The organism is Dellaglioa sp. CoH-57-MRSF-16, from assembly GCF_056782055.1.
Genome location: NZ_JBXAXZ010000002.1, coordinates 195,885 through 213,594 on the forward strand (window position 1 = coordinate 195,885; position 17,710 = coordinate 213,594).

Genomic DNA, 17,710 nt, shown 5'->3' on the forward strand with positions numbered 1-17,710 from the left:
ATGTTAAGCTTTAAATATAGAAGAATAATTTTATTGTGTTAGAGGAGATCATAAGCATGAAAAAATATCAAAAAACATATTTTTATCAACCCGAGCTAGCTAAAACGGTTATTTTATGGTCATGGACGTTCTGCTTATTTTTAGGTAGTTTATTATTATGGTTAGAGATAACAACATTACAAATTTGGACAATTGTTTTATTTATACTTTTTCTTATTGTATCAATTGTTCAAATCTTGAATCGTAAATTAATAGTTGACGACAAAAATATTAAGTTAACTAAGGTTATTCGAAAACATAATGAAATAATTGAAATTTCCGCAATAAAACAAGTTAAATTAAGAAGATTTGGACTATCTTTTTATTTAGCCAATAGTAAAAAGTCAGTTGTTTTGAATTCTAGAAGCAAGTTACAATTATACACGGACCTTAAAAAGGGAAATAAATGATGCCAATAGGTGTCATTTATTTTTTTATAAAAAAGAAATATTAAAAAGAGAAATAGCTTGAATATCCATTAAAATACGAACTATTTTTATTAATTTTTTAATTTCGTCCTTTTTTTGCTTTGACACAACGCTGAGTTGTTGATAGAATAGGTTTATTAAATTTGGAGGTAATCGAATGGCAAAGATAGCAATTGTAATGGGATCGATTTCCGACTGGACCACAATGAAATTTACGGCTAATTTATTAGATGAACTTGATATTGAGTATGATAAAAAAGTTATTTCGGCACATCGAATGCCAATAGAAATGATTAAATTTGCAGAAAGTGCGGATAAAAATGGGTATGAAGTTATTATTGCTGGTGCGGGTGGTGCCGCACATTTACCAGGAATGATTGCAGCTTCAACCGTCATCCCTGTAGTAGGCGTTCCGGTGCAGTCCCATGCGCTAAATGGAATAGACTCTTTACTGTCAATTGTTCAGATGCCTGCGGGAACACCCGTAGCAACTATGGCAATTGGTAAAGCAGGTGCAACAAATGCCGGCATCTTTGCCGCAAAAATTTGTGCCTTAAGTGATTCAACTATAAAAGATAATTTAAAGTCATATCAATTATCACTCCATCAAAAATCTTTGGAAAGTAGTGATTTACTTGATTAAAAGGATATTACCAGGACAAACAATTGGTATTATTGGTGGTGGTCAGCTAGGACAAATGATGACAACGTCTGCAAAAGAAATGGGTTATCGTGTGATTATATTAGATCCGCAAAAAGATTGCCCAGCTGCTCAGGTTGCGGACAAACAAGTGATTGCAGATTATGACGATGAGATTGCTATTTTAAATCTTGCAAAAATGTGTGATGTACTAACGTTTGAGTTTGAAAATGTAGATGCTGATACGATTGATGCAGCAAAGCAATATTGCTATGTTCCACAAGGGTCGACTGCACTGCGTATTTCACAAGATAGAATTAGTGAGAAACAATTTTTGGAAGCTCATAATTATCCAATCGCACCATTTAAATTAATACAAAGTTTTGATGATTTAGAAAATGCCATTAAAATAACTGGGTACCCATCAATTTTAAAAACGATTCGTGGCGGATATGATGGTAAAGGACAAGTTATTTTAAAGACAAGTGCTGATTTGATTGAAGCGGGAAAATTGATTCAAAATAGAACATGCGTGTTAGAAGGCTTTGTTCAGTTTGATCGTGAAGTTTCCGTTATCATTGCTAGAAATGAATTAGGCCAACAAAGTATTTTTCCGATTATCGAAAATCAACATCGTCATAATATTTTACATGAGAGTTCTTGTCCGAGTCGTTTATCGATTGAGACAAGAAAAGAAGTTGAAATTATTGCAAGTCAAATTGCTGATGATTGTTTGTCTGTTGGAACAATGGGGATTGAATTTTTTGTTTCAGATTCAGGTGGCGTTTATGTTAATGAAATTGCACCTAGACCACATAATTCCGGACATTTAACAATTGAGGCCTGTTCCTTATCACAATTTGAAGCGCATATTAGAGGAATTTGTAATTTACCAATGTTAAAACCACAGTTGTTAAGTCATGCTATTATGATTAATATTTTGGGACAACATGTCCAGTCAGTATTAAATGAAATTCAAAATGAAGGTCAATGGCGGTTTCATTTTTATGGTAAAAATGAAGCAAAACAAGATCGTAAGATGGGTCATGTAACGATATTAACCGATAATATTGAGCAAGCTAAAATTGATGTATATCAAACGAAAATTTGGGATTAAGAGAGGAAGATAAAAATGATTGATCGTTATACAAATGCTGAGATGGGTGCCATATGGTCAGATGAAAATAAATATAAAGCTTGGTTAGAAGTTGAAACATTAGCTAGTGAGGCTTGGGTTGAACTAGGCCATGTTCCAGCAGAAGACGCTGAAAAAATTCGTAAAAATGCTAGTTTTGATATTGATCGTATTTTAGAAATTGAACAAGAAACAAAGCATGATGTCGTTGCCTTTACAAGAGCTGTCTCAGAATCTCTAGGGGAAGAACGTAAGTGGGTTCATTATGGATTAACTTCTACAGATGTAGTTGATACAGCGTATGGATCTATTTTAAAACAGGCTAATGAAATTTTGCGTAAGGATATTGAAGAATTTATGGCTGTTTTAGCTGATAAAGCAGTTGAATATAAAGATACTGTTATGATGGGTAGAACACACGGTGTACATGCTGAACCAACAACATTTGGATTGAAAATTGCATTGTGGTATTCTGAAATGAAACGTCATCAAATTCGTTTTAATGATGCAGCATTAGATGTTGAAGCTGGAAAAATTAGTGGTGCTGTAGGAACATTTGCCAATATCCCAATGTTTGTGGAAACTTATGTTTGTGAGCATCTTGGAATTAGACCTCAAGAAATATCGACACAAGTCTTACCACGAGATTTACATGCTAATTATGTTTCTGAGATGGCTCTTCTTGCAACATCGATTGAAAAAATGGCAACAGAAATTCGTGGATTACAAAAAAGTGAGACACGAGAAGTTGAAGAATATTTCGCTAAAGGCCAAAAAGGTTCATCAGCTATGCCACATAAACGTAATCCAATTGGTTCAGAAAATATTACAGGGTTAGCGCGTGTCATTCGAGGACATATGGTCACTGCCTTCGAAGATGTTACATTATGGCATGAACGAGATATTTCACATAGCTCTGCAGAACGTATTATATTACCCGATACAACTATTTTATTAGATTACATGCTACGTCGCTTTACAAAAATAGTTAAAGAATTAACAGTATTTCCGGAAAATATGAAAAAAAATATGGACCGTACTTTTGGTCTTATTTACAGCCAAAGAGTTTTACTTAAATTAATTGATAGTGGCATGTCTAGAGAGGCTGCATATGATTTAATTCAACCTAAGACGGCAATCTCTTGGGATCAACAAATACAGTTCCGTCCCTTATTAGAAGCAGATGAACAAATAATGTCTGCATTAACTCAAGCAGACTTAGATGATGCTTTTGATTATCATTATCATATTAGAAATGTTGATGCTATTTTCGAACGAATTGGTCTCATTTAAAGAAATATGTAAACCATAAAGTTATTTTAATAGCTTTATGGTTTTTTGTTTGCCATAATACGAACTTTAAATTAAAAAAATATAAAAATAATCGTATTTTACCTTGATAAATTATATAGTAATTGTTAAACTATATTTGTAAAGAACGAACTATTTAGTTAAAAAGTATATTTTTATATGTTTTTATTCTTAAGGGGGCTATTCGCTTGGATCAATTGATTTACGAAGGAAAAGCTAAAGATGTTTATCAAACTAATGATGAAGAAGTATTAAGAATGGTATACAAAAACCAAGCTACCGCACTTAATGGTAAACGGAAAGAAGAAATATTAGGTAAGGGATTATTAAGCCATCAAATATCTGATATTATTTTTTCTTATTTAATGGCAAACGGTATTAAAACACATTTCATTGAAGATGTTTCTAAAACCGAACAATTAGTTAAAAAAGTTGAAATAATTCCAATTGAAGTTGTTTTACGAAATACTATTGCAGGTAGTTTTGCTCGTAAATTTGATCAAGTTGAAGGAACTAAATTAACAGTTCCTGTTATTGAATACTATTATAAGAATGATGCTCTAGACGATCCTGGAATAAATGAGTCACAAATTTTTGCGTTAAATTTTGCGACTAAAATAGAAATGGACGAAATAAAGAAACAAGTCCTTCATATTAATCAGCTACTGTATAAATTATTTAAAGACATCAATATTGATTTAATTGATTTTAAACTTGAATTCGGTCGGTATCATGGGGAACTTATTTTGGCAGATGAATTTTCACCTGATAATGCACGTTTATGGGATTCGAAGACACATAAATCATTAGATAAGGATATTTTCAGAAAAAACCAAGGTAGCATTATTCCAGTATATCAAGATGTTTTAAACCGACTAAAAAATCGAAATGAGGTCAAATAATGTATAGTGTAAAAGTTTACGTTACATATAAAGAATCAGTTTTAGATCCGCAAGGTCAAGCTGTTAATGAAGCGATTAACCGATTAGGATTCTCAGGTGTTAGTGACGTTCGAGTTGGTAAATATTTTGTGTTAAAGGTTGAAGCAACTGAATTAGAGATAGACCAAAAAATTGATGCGATTTGTGATAAATTATTAGCTAATCCAAATATGGAGCAATATCGTTACGAACTTGAAAAAGTGGAGGCTTAATCATGAAATTTGCAGTTGTTGTATTTCCTGGTTCAAATTGTGATTATGATTTACTTCACGCTATTCGGGATGGTTTACATGAACAAGCTGAGTTTGTGTCGTATACAGAGGAATCTCTTGATGGTTTTGATGGTGTATTACTTCCAGGTGGATTTTCATACGGCGATTACTTAAGAAGTGGGGCAATTGCCAGTTTATCACCCATTATGAATGAAGTGAGACGTTTTGCGGATGAAGGTAAACTAGTGTTTGGAACCTGTAATGGATTTCAAATGTTAACGGAAATGCAACTACTTCCAGGTGCATTAATTCAAAATAAAAATATTAAATTTATTTGTAAGCCAGTTACTTTGGAAATTGTTAATAATCAAACGCGTTTTACAACTGATTATAAAACGCAAACGACAATTGAATTACCAATTGCTCATGGCGAGGGTAATTATTATTGTGATGATGAAACATTAGCTTCTCTTAAGAAAAATAATCAAATTATTTTTAGATATCAAGATAACCCAAATGGAAGTATTGATAATATTGCTGGAATTATTAATGAGCGTGGAAATGTACTTGGTATGATGCCGCATCCAGAACGTGCTATTGAAGCATTGCTCGGTTCAACGGACGGCCTAAATTTATTTAAATCGATGTTAACGACATACACAGAGGGAGTGGGTTAATTTGGTTACAAAACAAGAACCGACGGCACAAATAATTGAAGATACCAAATTATATCAAAATTGGGGATTAACTGATTCAGAATATAAGTTAATTAAAGATGATATTTTAAGTCGTCAACCTAACTATACTGAAACTGGTTTATTTTCAGTAATGTGGAGTGAGCATTGTTCTTACAAAAATTCCCGCCCCGTTTTAAAACATTTTCCAAATTCTGGGCCGCAAGTTTTACAAGGACCTGGAGAAGGTGCTGGTGTTATTGATATTGGTGATGGTAAAGCAGTTGTATTTAAAGCTGAAAGCCATAATCATCCCTCAGCTGTTGAACCCTATGAAGGTGCCGCAACAGGTGTCGGCGGTATTATCAGAGATATTTTTTCAATGGGGGCAACACCTATTGCACTTCTTGACAGTTTACGTTTCGGTGAACTAGATAATGAGCACACTAAGTATCTTGTTTCAGAAATTGTAGCTGGTATCGGAGGATACGGTAACTGTATTGGTATTCCAACTGTTGGTGGAGAAATAGGATTTGATCCTTGTTATGAGGGTAACCCACTAGTAAATGCAATGTGTGTTGGACTGATTGATCATAAAAATATTCAAAAAGGCCAGGCAAAAGGTGATGGAAATCTAGTTATTTATGTTGGTGCTAAAACGGGTCGTGATGGTATTCATGGGGCAACGTTTGCTTCTGATGAATTTGCTGATGATAAAGAAACACAGCGTTCAGCTGTTCAAGTTGGTGATCCATTCATGGAAAAATTATTAATGGATGCTTGTCTCGAACTTATTCTAGATCATCCAGACTGGTTAGTTGGTATTCAAGATATGGGAGCTGCTGGATTAGTTTCGTCAACTGCTGAAATGGCCTCGAAAGCTAAATCAGGGATGGTACTTGATTTAGATAACGTTCCACAACGTGAAACTAATATGTCTGCTTACGAAATGATGTTATCTGAATCTCAAGAACGGATGGTTCTTTGTATTAAACCTGAATTTGAAACTAAAGTTATCAATTTATTTAAAAAATATGATTTAGAAGCCGTTAATATCGGGTATGTAACAGAAAATACGGATTATGTTTTAATACATGAGGGAAAAATTGTTGCTAATATTCCCGTTGATTCTTTAGCAAGTGATGCACCAGTCTATCATAAGGAACAAAAAGAACCTGCAAGAATCAGCAAATTTAAAGCGCAGTCTGATTTTATACCTGAAATAGAAAATACGAAGCAAACTTGGTTAGATTTGTTACAACAACCAACAATCGCATCCAAAAAATCATTGTACGAAACGTACGATTCTCAAGTTAAAGTCAATACAGTGGTTAGACCTGGTAGTGATGCAGGTGTTATTCGAATTAGAGAAACTAATAAGGCACTCGCAATGACAACAGATTGTAATGCGCGTTATATTTACTTGAATCCTAAGGTTGGTGGTCAAATTGCTGTTTCTGAAGCAGCGCGTAACATAGTTGCATCTGGTGGACAACCACTCGCTATTACAGATTGCTTAAATTATGGACGTCCTGAAAATCCAGAAATTTTTTGGGAATTTGATCAAAGTGCTATCGGTATTTCTGAAGCATGTGACTTATTTAATACACCTGTTATTTCTGGTAATGTCTCTTTATATAATGAATTTAATGAACAAGCCATTTATCCAACGCCAATGATTGGAATGGTTGGTTTAATTAAAGATGTTAAAAATATAACAACGCAAGATTTTAAACATGCTAATGATTTAATTTATTTAGTGGGTACAACTTATAATGATTTTAATGGTTCAGAAATTCAGAAAATGACTACTAACGAGATTTCCGGAGATATTAAACATTTTGATTTAAAGACTGAACAAAGTAACCAAGCGTTTGTTTTAGAAGCTATCGAATCTGGTTTAGTCGAAAGTGCACATGATTTATCTGAAGGTGGTCTAGCCGTTGCTTTAAGTGAATCCGTATTTAAAAACGATTTAGGTATTGATATTAATGTAAATATGACAGATGCACAACTTTTCTCAGAATCACAATCGCGATTCATTTTATCGATTAAATCAGAAAATAAGACAGATTTTGAAAATTTAATGAATCAAACTGCTGAAAAAATTGGCTGTGTTACAGCAGACCAATTAATTAACGTGACGACAAAAGGGAGTAAGATAACTCTTACAACTTCTGAAGCCAAACAAGTTTGGGAGGATGCAATTCCGTGCCTAATGAAATAAGAAGTTTAAATGAAGAATGTGGTGTTTTTGGTGTTTGGGGAAATGAAGATGCAAATCAGATTACCTATTTTGGTCTGCATAGTTTACAACATCGCGGCCAAGAAGGTGCAGGAATTGTATCAAATGATGAAGGTAAACTAATTGGTTATAGAGGATTAGGATTACTATCAGATGTTTTTAGAAATCCTGAAAAAATAAAAAAATTAACCGGTAATGCAGCTATTGGACATGTACGTTATGCAACGGCCGGTAGTAACGGAATTGATAACATTCAGCCATTTTTATTTGATTTTTACGATACACAGTTTGCCTTAGCCCATAATGGTAATTTAACTAATGCGGTAACGCTTAGAAATGAGTTAGAGCAAGATGGGGCTATTTTCAAATCAAGTTCGGATTCAGAGGTTTTGATGCACTTAATTCGTCGTTCATCACAAGACACTTTGCATGAACAGGTTAAAGACGCATTAAATCAAGTACATGGTGGGTTTGCTTACTTATTAATGACGTCAAACTACATGATTGCGGCACTTGATCCAAATGGATTTAGACCACTATCTATTGGTCAAATGGTAAATGGTGCTTACGTCGTTGCAAGTGAAACCTGTGCTTTAGATTCTGTTGGGGCAGAATTCGTTCGCGATGTGAACCCTGGTGAAATCGTCACTATTACTGACGAAGGGCTATCAATTGACGTTTATACAACTGAAACTAAAATGTCAATTTGTTCAATGGAATATATTTATTTTGCAAGACCGGATTCGGATATTTGTGGGATTAATGTCCATTCTGCTCGTAAAAGAATGGGTCGCAAACTAGCACGAGAAACGGGTATTGATGCAGATATGGTTATTGGTGTACCAAATTCCTCATTGTCTGCAGCTAGTGGTTATGCAGAAGAAAGTGGCATTCCTTATGAAATGGGATTAGTTAAAAATCAATATATTGGCCGGACCTTTATTCAACCCACCCAAAGACTTAGAGAACAAGGGGTGCGAATGAAATTATCAGCTGTTAAAAGCGTGGTTAAGGGTAAAAAGATTATTTTAGTCGATGATTCAATTGTTCGGGGGACAACGAGTAAACACATTGTTAGATTGTTAAAAGAAGCTGGAGCTGCTGAAGTTCATTTGCGAATTGCGTCACCACCTCTTAAATACCCTTGTTTTTATGGGATTGATATTCAAAAGCAATCTGAATTAATTGCCGCAAATAAATCAATTGAAGAAATGAAGGCTATTATTGGGGCAGACTCATTAGCATTTCTAAGTGAAGCTGGATTAATTGCTTCAATTGGTTTGAATTTAGATGCCCCATATTCAGGACTATGTATGGCTTACTTTAATGGTGATTATCCAACGCCATTATATGATTACGAGGATGAGTATTTAGCAAACTTAACGACAGAAAAGTGAGGACTTCAAAATGGTAAATGCTTATCAAAAATCGGGTGTTGATGTGAATGCAGGGTATGACGTCGTTAATCGAATTAATAAACAAATGTCACTGGTAAATGAAACAAGTTCAGTTGGTGGATTTGGAGGACTCTTTGATCTCAGTCGATTAGGTATTATAGAGCCACTTATGGTTTCAGGTACTGATGGCGTTGGCACCAAATTGATGGTTGCCTTTGAAACAAATCGACATGACACAATTGGGATTGATTGTGTGGCTATGTGTGTTAATGACATTGTTGCTCAGGGTGCAACGCCTCTATACTTTTTGGACTACTTAGCGACTGGCAAAACTGAACCTCAAAAAATTGAAAGTATTATTTCTGGGGTAATTAAAGGATGTCAAACAGCACATATGAATCTTATTGGTGGTGAAACAGCTGAAATGCCAGGGATGTATCAAAAAACACATTATGATATGGCCGGATTTGCGGTTGGTGTTGTTGAAAAAAGTCAATTAATAGATGGTCATTCAATTCAAGAAAATGACATTTTAATTGGAATTTCGTCAACCGGTATTCATTCAAATGGATTCTCACTTGTTAGAAAGATATTTCTTGAAGACATGGCTTTTAATTTAGATGAAGCTTTACCAGAAATACCTAATGAATCACTTGCTGAAATATTAATGACACCAACAAAAATTTATGTAGATGATCTGATTCCTTTATTTCAAGATAATTTGATTAAAGGCGCAGCACATATTACAGGTGGTGGCTTTATTGAAAATATACCAAGAATGTTACCAGAAGGGCTAAAAGCAACAATTAATCTAGGATTATGGCCAGTACTACCAATTTTTGATGCCATCTCTAGATACGGTGAGATACCCCATTCAGAGATGTATGAAATTTTTAATATGGGTATTGGAATGGTTTTGGCTGTTGATAAAGCTAACGTTGAACAGGTGCTGACACAATTAAATAAAGAAACTGTACACGCTTATGAAATAGGCAGTATAGAAATTAAAAATACTGATCAAACGGTCGAATTGGTAGGTAAATAAAATGGTCAAAGTAGCAATTTTTGCATCAGGGACCGGTTCTAATTTTGAATTTATTGCAGATAATCAGGCATTAAAAGATGCAGGATTAGAAATTGAAGTTTTAGTTTGTGATCGACCAAAAGCGGCTGTCATTAAAAAGGCAGCACGTAGAGGAATTCCAACCTTTATTATTCAACCTAAAGACTTTGAAAATCGTAGTCATTATGAACAAGTGATTGTTAATGAATTAGCTAAGTATCAAATCGACACCATTTTATTGGCGGGTTATATGCGTGTGATTACAAGTACATTATTGAGTAAGTATCCGATGGAAATTATTAATATTCATCCCGCAATGTTACCCCTTTTTCCAGGTATTCATGGAATTGAGGATGCGTATAAGGCAGGTGTTAGTGTAACTGGTGTGACGATACACTACATTGACGAAGGTGTTGATACGGGGCCAATTATAGCGCAACAAAGTATTCCTATTTTACCAAATGAAACACTTGAACAATTGGAAAGTAAGATTCATGATGTTGAACACCAACTATATCCAAAGGTGATTCTAAATTTATTAAACAATAAAAAGGGAGATTAATAAGATGAAAAGAGCTTTGATAAGTGTATCTGATAAAACTGGTGTTGCAGACTTCGCTCAGGGATTAATCAAACGTGGATTTGAAATTATTTCAACTGGTGGTACGTTTAATATTTTAAAGGATGCCGATATCGCTGTAATTAGAATTGAAGATGTGACTCACTTTCCAGAAATGCTTGATGGACGAGTTAAAACATTACACCCAATGATTCATGGTGGGTTATTAGCAAGGCGTGACAATCCAGCTCATATGGCTAAATTAGAAGAAGAACATATTGCCTTAATCGATTTAGTTTGTGTAAACTTATATCCCTTTAAAGAAACGATTGAAAAACCTGGTATTACTGAGTCAGAAGCTATTGAGCAAATCGATATTGGTGGGCCTTCAATGTTGCGTTCTGCTGCCAAAAATTTTGAATCTGTTTATGTTGTTGTCGATAAAGCTGATTATCCGTCTGTTTTAGATAAACTCGATGATGATAAAATGGATAATCAGTTTCGTCGACAATTAGCAGCTAAAGCGTTTAGACACACGGCTGCATATGATACTTTAATATCATCTTATTTAACAAAAGAATTAGAAATTGAATTTCCTGAAAAATTGTCATTAACATATGATTTCAAACAAGGAATGCGTTATGGTGAAAATGCACATCAAAAAGCGGCTTTCTATCAATCAGCTTTACCAAATGCTTTTTCGATTGCTGCCGCTAAACAATTACATGGTAAAGAGTTATCGTATAACAATATTAAAGATGCCGACGCTGCTTTAAAAGTTGTCTCAGAATTTAAGCAACCTGCTGTCGTTGCGATGAAACATATGAATCCTTGTGGGGTTGGTACTGGAGAAACGATTAATGCTGCATGGAAAAAAGCATTTGATGCTGATAAAACGTCAATTTTCGGAGGCATTATTGCCTTAAATCGTGAAGTTGATTTAGAAACAGCAACTGAATTACATCATTTATTCCTTGAAATTATTATCGCACCAAACTTCACAGATGCTGCATATGATATTTTAGCTAAGAAGAAAAATCTTCGTGTTATGACAATTGATTTCAGTCAAAAGGACCAAGCTGATAAATATGAATATGTCTCAGTGATGGGTGGCTTACTTGTTCAAGAACGTGATCAAGTCATTGACCAAATGGAAGAATTAAAAACGGTAACTGAAAAATTACCAACAAGTGATGAAAAAGAAGCAATATTATTCGCTCAAAGAATTGTGAAGCATGTTAAGAGTAATGCGATTGTAATTGCAACTAAGGATCAAACACTTGGAATTGGTGCGGGTCAAATGAACCGTGTCGGATCGGTTAAAATTGCGTTAGAGCAAGCACTAGAACATGGGATGGTAGAACCATTTGTCTTAGCTTCAGATGCTTACTTCCCAATGGATGATAGTGTTGAATATGCTGCTGATCATGGTATTACGGCAATTATTCAACCGGGAGGGTCAATTAAAGACCAAGAGTCAATTGATATGGCTAATCGCAAAAATATTGCTATGGTATTTAGTGGCCGTCGTCATTTCAAACATTAAATTGTTAAAATGAGTCTATCTTTTTAACCTATGAAAGGATTATTTTAAATAATGAAAATTTTAGTTATTGGTTCTGGCGGACGTGAACATGCCATCGCACGTAAATTTATTGAAAGTGATACTGTCTCAGATGTTTACTGTTTACCCGGAAACCCTGGGATGAATAACAACGGGATTAAATCTGTGGGTATTGATATCACTAATTGGATTGGCATGACAACCTTTGTCCGTGAAAATGACATTGATTGGACTTTTGTTGGACCAGAAATTCCACTGATAGATGGCATAACTGATTTTTTTCGTGAAGAAAACCTAGTTATATATGGGCCTTCAAAAGCCGCTGCCCAGTTAGAGGGGTCAAAGGAATTTGCGAAACAAGTTATGGCGTCAGCCAATATCCCGACAGCTAACTATCAGACATTTACCGATTACCAGACTGCATTAGATTATATGACGCACCAATCATTCCCAATAGTTATTAAAGCAAATGGATTAGCTGGTGGTAAGGGCGTTATTATTGCTCAAGATCTATCAGAAGCAACTGATGCTTTGCGTTCATTTTTAGTCCAACAACAATTTAATACAACAGAAGTATTAATTGAAGAGTACCTTGAGGGTGAAGAATTTTCATTGATGGCATTTATTGATCGAGATAAAGTTTATCCGATGCCAATTTCTCAAGACCATAAACGGGCATTTGAGGGAGATAATGGTCCTAATACCGGCGGAATGGGCGCATATTGTCCAGTTCCACAAATTTCAGAAGATGTTGTTACGGAATCAATTGAAAAAATTGTTCAGCCAACAGCGGATGAAATGATGAAACGTGGTATTCCATTCACAGGTATTTTATATGTGGGAGTAATTTTAACTAAAGACGGTCCAAAAGTAATTGAATACAATGTTCGGTTTGGCGACCCCGAAACTGAAGTCGTATTACCAAGATTAAAAACGGATTTTGCATTAGTTATTTCAAAATTATTGCAGCATGAAAGTCCATCTTTACAATGGGAAACAGAGGGAATCACTCTAGGTGTCGTTATTGCCGCTGATGGGTATCCAGAAAATCCTGAAAAAAATATTACATTACCCAATTTAAGTGACTTTAAGTCACTTTCCAACAGAATTGATTTTGCAGGTGTAAAATTAGTTGATAAGAAATTAGTTAGTGCAGGTGGACGCATTTATATTATGCATGAATCAGGCGTAGACATGGCAGATGCACAACAGAAACTTTATCAGTTAATTGCTGATTTTGAAGCACACAAAACATTTTACAGAATGGATATTGGTTATAGGGCGAATCTAAAATAAAAAAACGTTCATGTTTACTTATAGTACAAGTAAGCATGAACGTTTTATGAGTTTATGACAGATTAATTAGTGACAATTGAAACATTTGCGGCCTGTAAACCACGGCTACCTTCTTTAATTTCAAATGTTACATTTTGACCAGTTCCAAGTACTTTAAATGCGTCAGATTGTATAGCGGTATAATGGACAAATATCTCTTTTTCATCACCATAAGCAATGAATCCATAACCTTTTTGTGCGCTAAACCATTCAACAATGCCAGATTCCATATCAAACGCCTCCCAAAATTGGTCGTAAAGTTTAAGTACTTCTACAGTATAGGTAACTTTAACCAGTAGTGCAACTAATGACAATCGCAGTTTTCTCAGTTATACTTAAAAGAACTTAATATGAAGGGATGATCAATTTGAACGATATAGAAATTGCACAAAAAAACGTGATGAAACCAATCGAAGAAGTAGCTAACGAGATTGGTTTGAAAAAAACTGATATTGAACCATATGGTAATTTTAAGGCAAAAATAAACTTACCTTTAGATTTACCTAAAAATAAAAATTCTAAGTTAATTCTCGTTACAGCAATTAGTCCCACTCCAGCTGGAGAAGGTAAATCAACCGTAACAGTTGGTTTAGGGGATGCTATGCATCGTTTGAATGAGAAAGTTATGATTGCTCTCAGAGAACCTTCTTTAGGTCCTGTTATGGGGATGAAGGGTGGCGCAACTGGTGGTGGTTATTCTCAAGTTGTCCCAATGGAAGATATTAATTTACACTTTACAGGTGATATGCATGCTTTAACAACTGCAAATAATACACTTGCTGCTTTGATTGATAATCATATTCAGCAAGGTAACGATTTAAAAATTGATCAAAGACGTATCATTTGGAAACGAGTACTTGATATTAACGATCGTGCATTACGCCATGTTGTAGTAGGCCTTGGTGGCCCAATGCAAGGGATACCTAGAGAAGATGGATTTGATATTACAGTTGCCAGTGAATTAATGGCTATTTTGTGTTTGTCAAAAGATATTAAAGATCTAAAATCAAGAATCAGTGATATTGTTGTAGCATACAATATAGATAAAAAACCAATTACAGTTGCTGATTTAGGTGTAACTGGTGCAATTAGTTTGTTATTAAAAGATGCAATTAAACCTAATTTAGTTCAGACTTTAGAGCATACACCTGCCATTATTCACGGCGGACCTTTTGCTAATATCGCACATGGCTGTAATAGTGTTCTTGCAACACAAACTGCCTTACAATTGGGCGACTATGCAATTACGGAAGCGGGATTTGGGGCTGACTTAGGTGCTGAAAAATTTCTTGATATCAAAACACCAATCTTAGGTAAGACACCTGATACAATTGTTCTTGTTGCTACAATCCGCGCTTTGAAAATGCATGGCGGAGTTGCTAAAACTGAATTGAATACTGAAAATGTTGCTGCTTTAAAAGCAGGATTTGTTAATTTAAAGAAGCATGTTGAAAGTATGCAGCGTTATGGCATTCCAGTTGTTGTTGCTATTAACAAGTTTACTGCTGATACAGATCTTGAAGTCCAAACTTTGATTGAACTTACCTCTGAAATTGGTGTTTCCGCTATACCTGCAGATGTTTGGGGACAAGGTGGTGCCGGTGCTCTTGATTTAGCAAAAAAGGTGATTGAAACAACGAATGAGATTCATGAATTTAAAGCATTGTACGAGGCTGATGATTCTGCTGAAACTAAAATTGAAAAAATTGTTAAAACGATTTATGGTGGCGCTAAAGTTGAATATGCACCTAAAGCAAAACAGCAATTACGTCAGTTTAAAGAATTGGGATGGGATAAATTACCTATTTGTATGGCAAAAACACAGTATTCATTGTCAGATAATGCTAAACTGTTAGGAGCACCTACGGAATTTACAATTCATATACGTGAATTTAATCCTAAATTAGGATCGCGTTTCTTAGTTGCACTAACTGGAAATGTCCTAACGATGCCTGGATTACCTAAAGATCCAGCTGCAAATCATATGGATATTGACGATAATGGCCTAATTTCAGGGTTATATTAATTAAGAATTAAGAGGATTTAATATGATTTTATATGCATTATTAGCAATAATTATTTTAGTTGTAGATCAAGTAGTGAAATACGTGGTTTCAGCTAATATTGCGTTGAACACGAGTCAAACAGTTATACCTAATTTTTTATCGATTGCTAATATTAGAAACGATGGTGCAGCTTGGAGTTTACTGGCTGGAAAACAATGGTTCTTTTTTATTGTTTCTGTTTTAGCATTAGGATTAATGATTTATTACTTTTATAAATATAGAACAAACATGGGCTATAAGTTCAGCATTACATTGATGATTGCTGGAACATTAGGCAACTTTATTGATCGATTGAGATTTGGTTATGTTGTTGATATGTTTCAAACAGATTTTGTTAACTTTCCAATTTTTAACGTGGCGGATACTGCGTTAACAGTTGGCGTTATCATTTTATTAATAATTGTTTTAAAGGAAGACGATAAATGACAGAATTAGTAATTCAAGATGAGACAGGACGTCTCGATAAGGTTATTGCGAAGTTAATGCCTGAAATATCTAGATCAAAAGTACAACGCTGGATTGAAAGTGGCGATATTTTAGTTAATGGTAAAACAGAAAAGACTAAATATGCCGTCCAACCAGGAGATAAAATTAATTTAGTAGAACCTGAACCAGTTGAGTTAGATTTAATACCACAAGATATCCCATTAGACATTGTTTATGAAGATGATGATGTTATTGTTGTGAATAAACCGCAAGGTATGGTTGTTCATCCATCACCGGGGCATGCAGATGGTACATTAGTTAATGCATTATTATTCCATAGTCCTTTATCAACAATTAATGGTGCCTTTAGACCAGGAATTGTTCATCGAATTGATAAGGATACTTCTGGACTTTTAATGGTTGCTAAAAATGATAAAGCACATCAATCATTAGCTGCTCAATTGAAAGCAAAAACGAATATTCGTGAATATATTGCTTTAGTACACCAACCGATTAAAGAAGAATCAGGAATTATTAAAGCACCACTCGGTCGTTCACCAAAAGATCGTATGAAGCAAGCGGTTGTTAAAGATGGACGTCCAGCAGTGACACATTTTAAAGTGGAAAAAAATTATGAAAACTACTCACTTATTAAGTGTCAGTTAGAAACAGGTCGTACACATCAAATTCGTGTTCACATGCAATATATTGGGCACCCAGTTGTAGGTGATCCCTTATATGGGTCACGTAAAACAATTAAAGGGCATGGTCAATTTTTACATGCAGCTAAGCTTGGATTTAAGCATCCAACAACGGGTAAAGAGCTTATTTTTGAAGTACCAATCCCACCTATTTTTAAAAGTACGCTGGATTATCTTGACAAAACAAACGCTATCAGGTAACATGAAAATCAATAAAGTTCCTTTAAAATAGTCCTGTGAGACTAAAAGGTAATGTGCGAATAGATTTCTTTTCTAGAAGTCTGCCTCTTAGTCTAAGTATTTTTAGATTAGGGGGCTTTTTTATTGGAAAAAAGGAGGAATACTAGATGGCAAAAGAAGTAGTAGATTCGTTAGGTATGAAACGTGCTTTAACCAGAATGACATACGAAATTATTGAAAAGAATAAAGGTATTGATAATCTGGTACTGATTGGAATCAAAACAAGAGGCATCTATTTAGCAAGACGAATTGCGGATCGCTTAAAACAACTTGAAGGTGCTGATGTTTCAGTGGGTTCACTAGATATTGCACTTTATCGTGATGACCGACATGATGCAAGTTTAGGTAATGAACCAACTGTTAATACGCAAGGTGAACAAATTGATTTTGATATTACAGGTAAGCAAGTTATATTAATTGATGATGTTTTATATACTGGACGTACAATTAGAGCTGCACTTGATGCTTTAATGGATCAAGGAAGACCTCAAACTATTAATTTAGCCGTTCTTGTTGATCGAGGCCATAGAGAATTACCAATAAGAGCTGATTATGTTGGGAAAAATATTCCTACCTCGTCAGATGAACAAGTATCAGTTTCAGTAGAAGAAATTGATGGCAAAGACTCAATTGAAATTGAAAGAATTAAATAATAAATCGTTAAGATGTTCCAGAGAGAGCAAACGATTTAGAAATCTATTAGGGAATAACGTAGGCCCAAACTAGATTTCAAC

At 34.6% G+C, this 17,710-nt stretch carries 18 protein-coding genes; 17 read left to right on the top strand and 1 reads right to left on the bottom strand.

The window, feature by feature from the left end:
* The first annotated feature begins 56 nt into the window (after positions 1-56).
* The 13 genes from AC1RPH_RS02920 (at position 57) to purD (ending at position 13,504) form a co-directional block, all read left to right on the top strand.
* Positions 57-449 (top strand): EbsA family protein, encoded by a 393-nt coding sequence (locus AC1RPH_RS02920; protein WP_481761296.1) that lies wholly within the window; start codon positions 57-59, stop codon positions 447-449.
* A 175-nt stretch (positions 450-624) separates the two neighbouring features.
* Positions 625-1,110: a 5-(carboxyamino)imidazole ribonucleotide mutase gene (purE, locus tag AC1RPH_RS02925; protein WP_481761297.1), complete on the top strand. Its 486-nt coding sequence runs from the start codon at positions 625-627 to the stop codon at positions 1,108-1,110.
* Complete coding sequence (gene purK / locus AC1RPH_RS02930; protein WP_481761298.1) at positions 1,103-2,224, top strand: 5-(carboxyamino)imidazole ribonucleotide synthase; 1,122 nt, start codon at positions 1,103-1,105, stop codon at positions 2,222-2,224. Before purE ends, purK begins: the two co-directional genes overlap by 8 nt.
* Positions 2,225-2,239: 15 nt before the next feature.
* Positions 2,240-3,535 carry an adenylosuccinate lyase gene (gene purB, locus AC1RPH_RS02935; RefSeq protein WP_481761299.1) on the top strand — a complete coding sequence of 432 codons (1,296 nt, stop codon included), beginning with the start codon at positions 2,240-2,242 and terminating at the stop codon, positions 3,533-3,535.
* A 200-nt stretch (positions 3,536-3,735) separates the two neighbouring features.
* Complete coding sequence (gene purC, locus AC1RPH_RS02940) at positions 3,736-4,455, top strand: phosphoribosylaminoimidazolesuccinocarboxamide synthase (protein ID WP_481761407.1); 720 nt, start codon at positions 3,736-3,738, stop codon at positions 4,453-4,455.
* A complete protein-coding gene (gene purS, locus AC1RPH_RS02945) occupies positions 4,455-4,706 on the top strand; it encodes a phosphoribosylformylglycinamidine synthase subunit PurS (RefSeq protein WP_409022561.1) in 252 nt (83 codons plus the stop codon). Before purC ends, purS begins: the two co-directional genes overlap by 1 nt.
* 2 nt (positions 4,707-4,708) lie before the next feature.
* Positions 4,709-5,383 (top strand): phosphoribosylformylglycinamidine synthase subunit PurQ, encoded by a 675-nt coding sequence (gene purQ, locus AC1RPH_RS02950; RefSeq protein WP_481761300.1) that lies wholly within the window; start codon positions 4,709-4,711, stop codon positions 5,381-5,383.
* A 1-nt stretch (position 5,384) separates the two neighbouring features.
* Positions 5,385-7,607, top strand: coding sequence for a phosphoribosylformylglycinamidine synthase subunit PurL (purL, locus tag AC1RPH_RS02955; RefSeq protein WP_481761301.1), 2,223 nt, complete (start codon positions 5,385-5,387; stop codon positions 7,605-7,607).
* Positions 7,592-9,022 carry an amidophosphoribosyltransferase gene (gene purF, locus AC1RPH_RS02960; protein ID WP_481761302.1) on the top strand — a complete coding sequence of 477 codons (1,431 nt, stop codon included), beginning with the start codon at positions 7,592-7,594 and terminating at the stop codon, positions 9,020-9,022. The genes purL and purF overlap by 16 nt, the downstream gene beginning before the upstream one ends.
* 10 nt (positions 9,023-9,032) lie before the next feature.
* On the top strand, positions 9,033-10,067 hold the full coding sequence (gene purM / locus AC1RPH_RS02965; RefSeq protein ID WP_481761303.1) for a phosphoribosylformylglycinamidine cyclo-ligase: 1,035 nt from the start codon (positions 9,033-9,035) through the stop codon (positions 10,065-10,067).
* Between the two features lies 1 nt (position 10,068).
* On the top strand, positions 10,069-10,647 hold the full coding sequence (purN, locus tag AC1RPH_RS02970) for a phosphoribosylglycinamide formyltransferase (RefSeq protein ID WP_481761304.1): 579 nt from the start codon (positions 10,069-10,071) through the stop codon (positions 10,645-10,647).
* A 4-nt stretch (positions 10,648-10,651) separates the two neighbouring features.
* Positions 10,652-12,190: a bifunctional phosphoribosylaminoimidazolecarboxamide formyltransferase/IMP cyclohydrolase gene (purH, locus tag AC1RPH_RS02975; RefSeq protein WP_481761305.1), complete on the top strand. Its 1,539-nt coding sequence runs from the start codon at positions 10,652-10,654 to the stop codon at positions 12,188-12,190.
* A gap of 51 nt (positions 12,191-12,241) precedes the next feature.
* Positions 12,242-13,504: a phosphoribosylamine--glycine ligase gene (purD, locus tag AC1RPH_RS02980; protein ID WP_481761306.1), complete on the top strand. Its 1,263-nt coding sequence runs from the start codon at positions 12,242-12,244 to the stop codon at positions 13,502-13,504.
* Positions 13,505-13,566: 62 nt separating this feature from the next.
* On the opposite strand, the gene AC1RPH_RS02985 is transcribed toward purD, so the two are convergent.
* Entirely contained in the window at positions 13,567-13,773 is a 207-nt protein-coding gene (locus AC1RPH_RS02985; protein ID WP_409022794.1) for a cold shock domain-containing protein, read from the bottom strand.
* Positions 13,774-13,910: 137 nt separating this feature from the next.
* Between AC1RPH_RS02985 and AC1RPH_RS02990 the strand changes: the two genes are divergently transcribed.
* The 4 genes from AC1RPH_RS02990 to pyrR all read left to right on the top strand — a co-directional run bounded on the left by AC1RPH_RS02990 (position 13,911) and on the right by pyrR (position 17,629).
* Positions 13,911-15,569: a formate--tetrahydrofolate ligase gene (locus AC1RPH_RS02990; RefSeq protein ID WP_481761307.1), complete on the top strand. Its 1,659-nt coding sequence runs from the start codon at positions 13,911-13,913 to the stop codon at positions 15,567-15,569.
* Between the two features lie 22 nt (positions 15,570-15,591).
* Positions 15,592-16,035, top strand: a complete 444-nt coding sequence (gene lspA / locus AC1RPH_RS02995) for a signal peptidase II (RefSeq protein WP_481761308.1) — start codon at positions 15,592-15,594, stop codon at positions 16,033-16,035.
* Positions 16,032-16,937, top strand: a complete 906-nt coding sequence (locus AC1RPH_RS03000; protein WP_409022551.1) for an RluA family pseudouridine synthase — start codon at positions 16,032-16,034, stop codon at positions 16,935-16,937. Before lspA ends, AC1RPH_RS03000 begins: the two co-directional genes overlap by 4 nt.
* A 146-nt stretch (positions 16,938-17,083) precedes the next feature.
* Positions 17,084-17,629, top strand: a complete 546-nt coding sequence (gene pyrR / locus AC1RPH_RS03005; protein WP_481761309.1) for a bifunctional pyr operon transcriptional regulator/uracil phosphoribosyltransferase PyrR — start codon at positions 17,084-17,086, stop codon at positions 17,627-17,629.
* Positions 17,630-17,710 lie beyond the last annotated feature (81 nt).

Excerpts from the sequence above, each read along its gene's own strand:
- lspA (WP_481761308.1), top strand. The coding sequence starts at position 15,592 with ATGATTTTATATGCATTATTAGCAATAATTATTTTAGTTGTAGATCAA.
- AC1RPH_RS02985 (WP_409022794.1), bottom strand. The coding sequence starts at position 13,773 with ATGGAATCTGGCATTGTTGAATGGTTTAGCGCACAAAAAGGTTATGGA.
- purM (WP_481761303.1), top strand. The coding sequence starts at position 9,033 with ATGGTAAATGCTTATCAAAAATCGGGTGTTGATGTGAATGCAGGGTAT.
- purB (WP_481761299.1), top strand. The coding sequence starts at position 2,240 with ATGATTGATCGTTATACAAATGCTGAGATGGGTGCCATATGGTCAGAT.
- purQ (WP_481761300.1), top strand. The coding sequence starts at position 4,709 with ATGAAATTTGCAGTTGTTGTATTTCCTGGTTCAAATTGTGATTATGAT.
- purH (WP_481761305.1), top strand. The coding sequence starts at position 10,652 with ATGAAAAGAGCTTTGATAAGTGTATCTGATAAAACTGGTGTTGCAGAC.
- AC1RPH_RS03000 (WP_409022551.1), top strand. The coding sequence starts at position 16,032 with ATGACAGAATTAGTAATTCAAGATGAGACAGGACGTCTCGATAAGGTT.
- AC1RPH_RS02920 (WP_481761296.1), top strand. The coding sequence starts at position 57 with ATGAAAAAATATCAAAAAACATATTTTTATCAACCCGAGCTAGCTAAA.
- purS (WP_409022561.1), top strand. The coding sequence starts at position 4,455 with ATGTATAGTGTAAAAGTTTACGTTACATATAAAGAATCAGTTTTAGAT.
- purD (WP_481761306.1), top strand. The coding sequence starts at position 12,242 with ATGAAAATTTTAGTTATTGGTTCTGGCGGACGTGAACATGCCATCGCA.
- pyrR (WP_481761309.1), top strand. The coding sequence starts at position 17,084 with ATGGCAAAAGAAGTAGTAGATTCGTTAGGTATGAAACGTGCTTTAACC.
- purE (WP_481761297.1), top strand. The coding sequence starts at position 625 with ATGGCAAAGATAGCAATTGTAATGGGATCGATTTCCGACTGGACCACA.
- purN (WP_481761304.1), top strand. The coding sequence starts at position 10,069 with ATGGTCAAAGTAGCAATTTTTGCATCAGGGACCGGTTCTAATTTTGAA.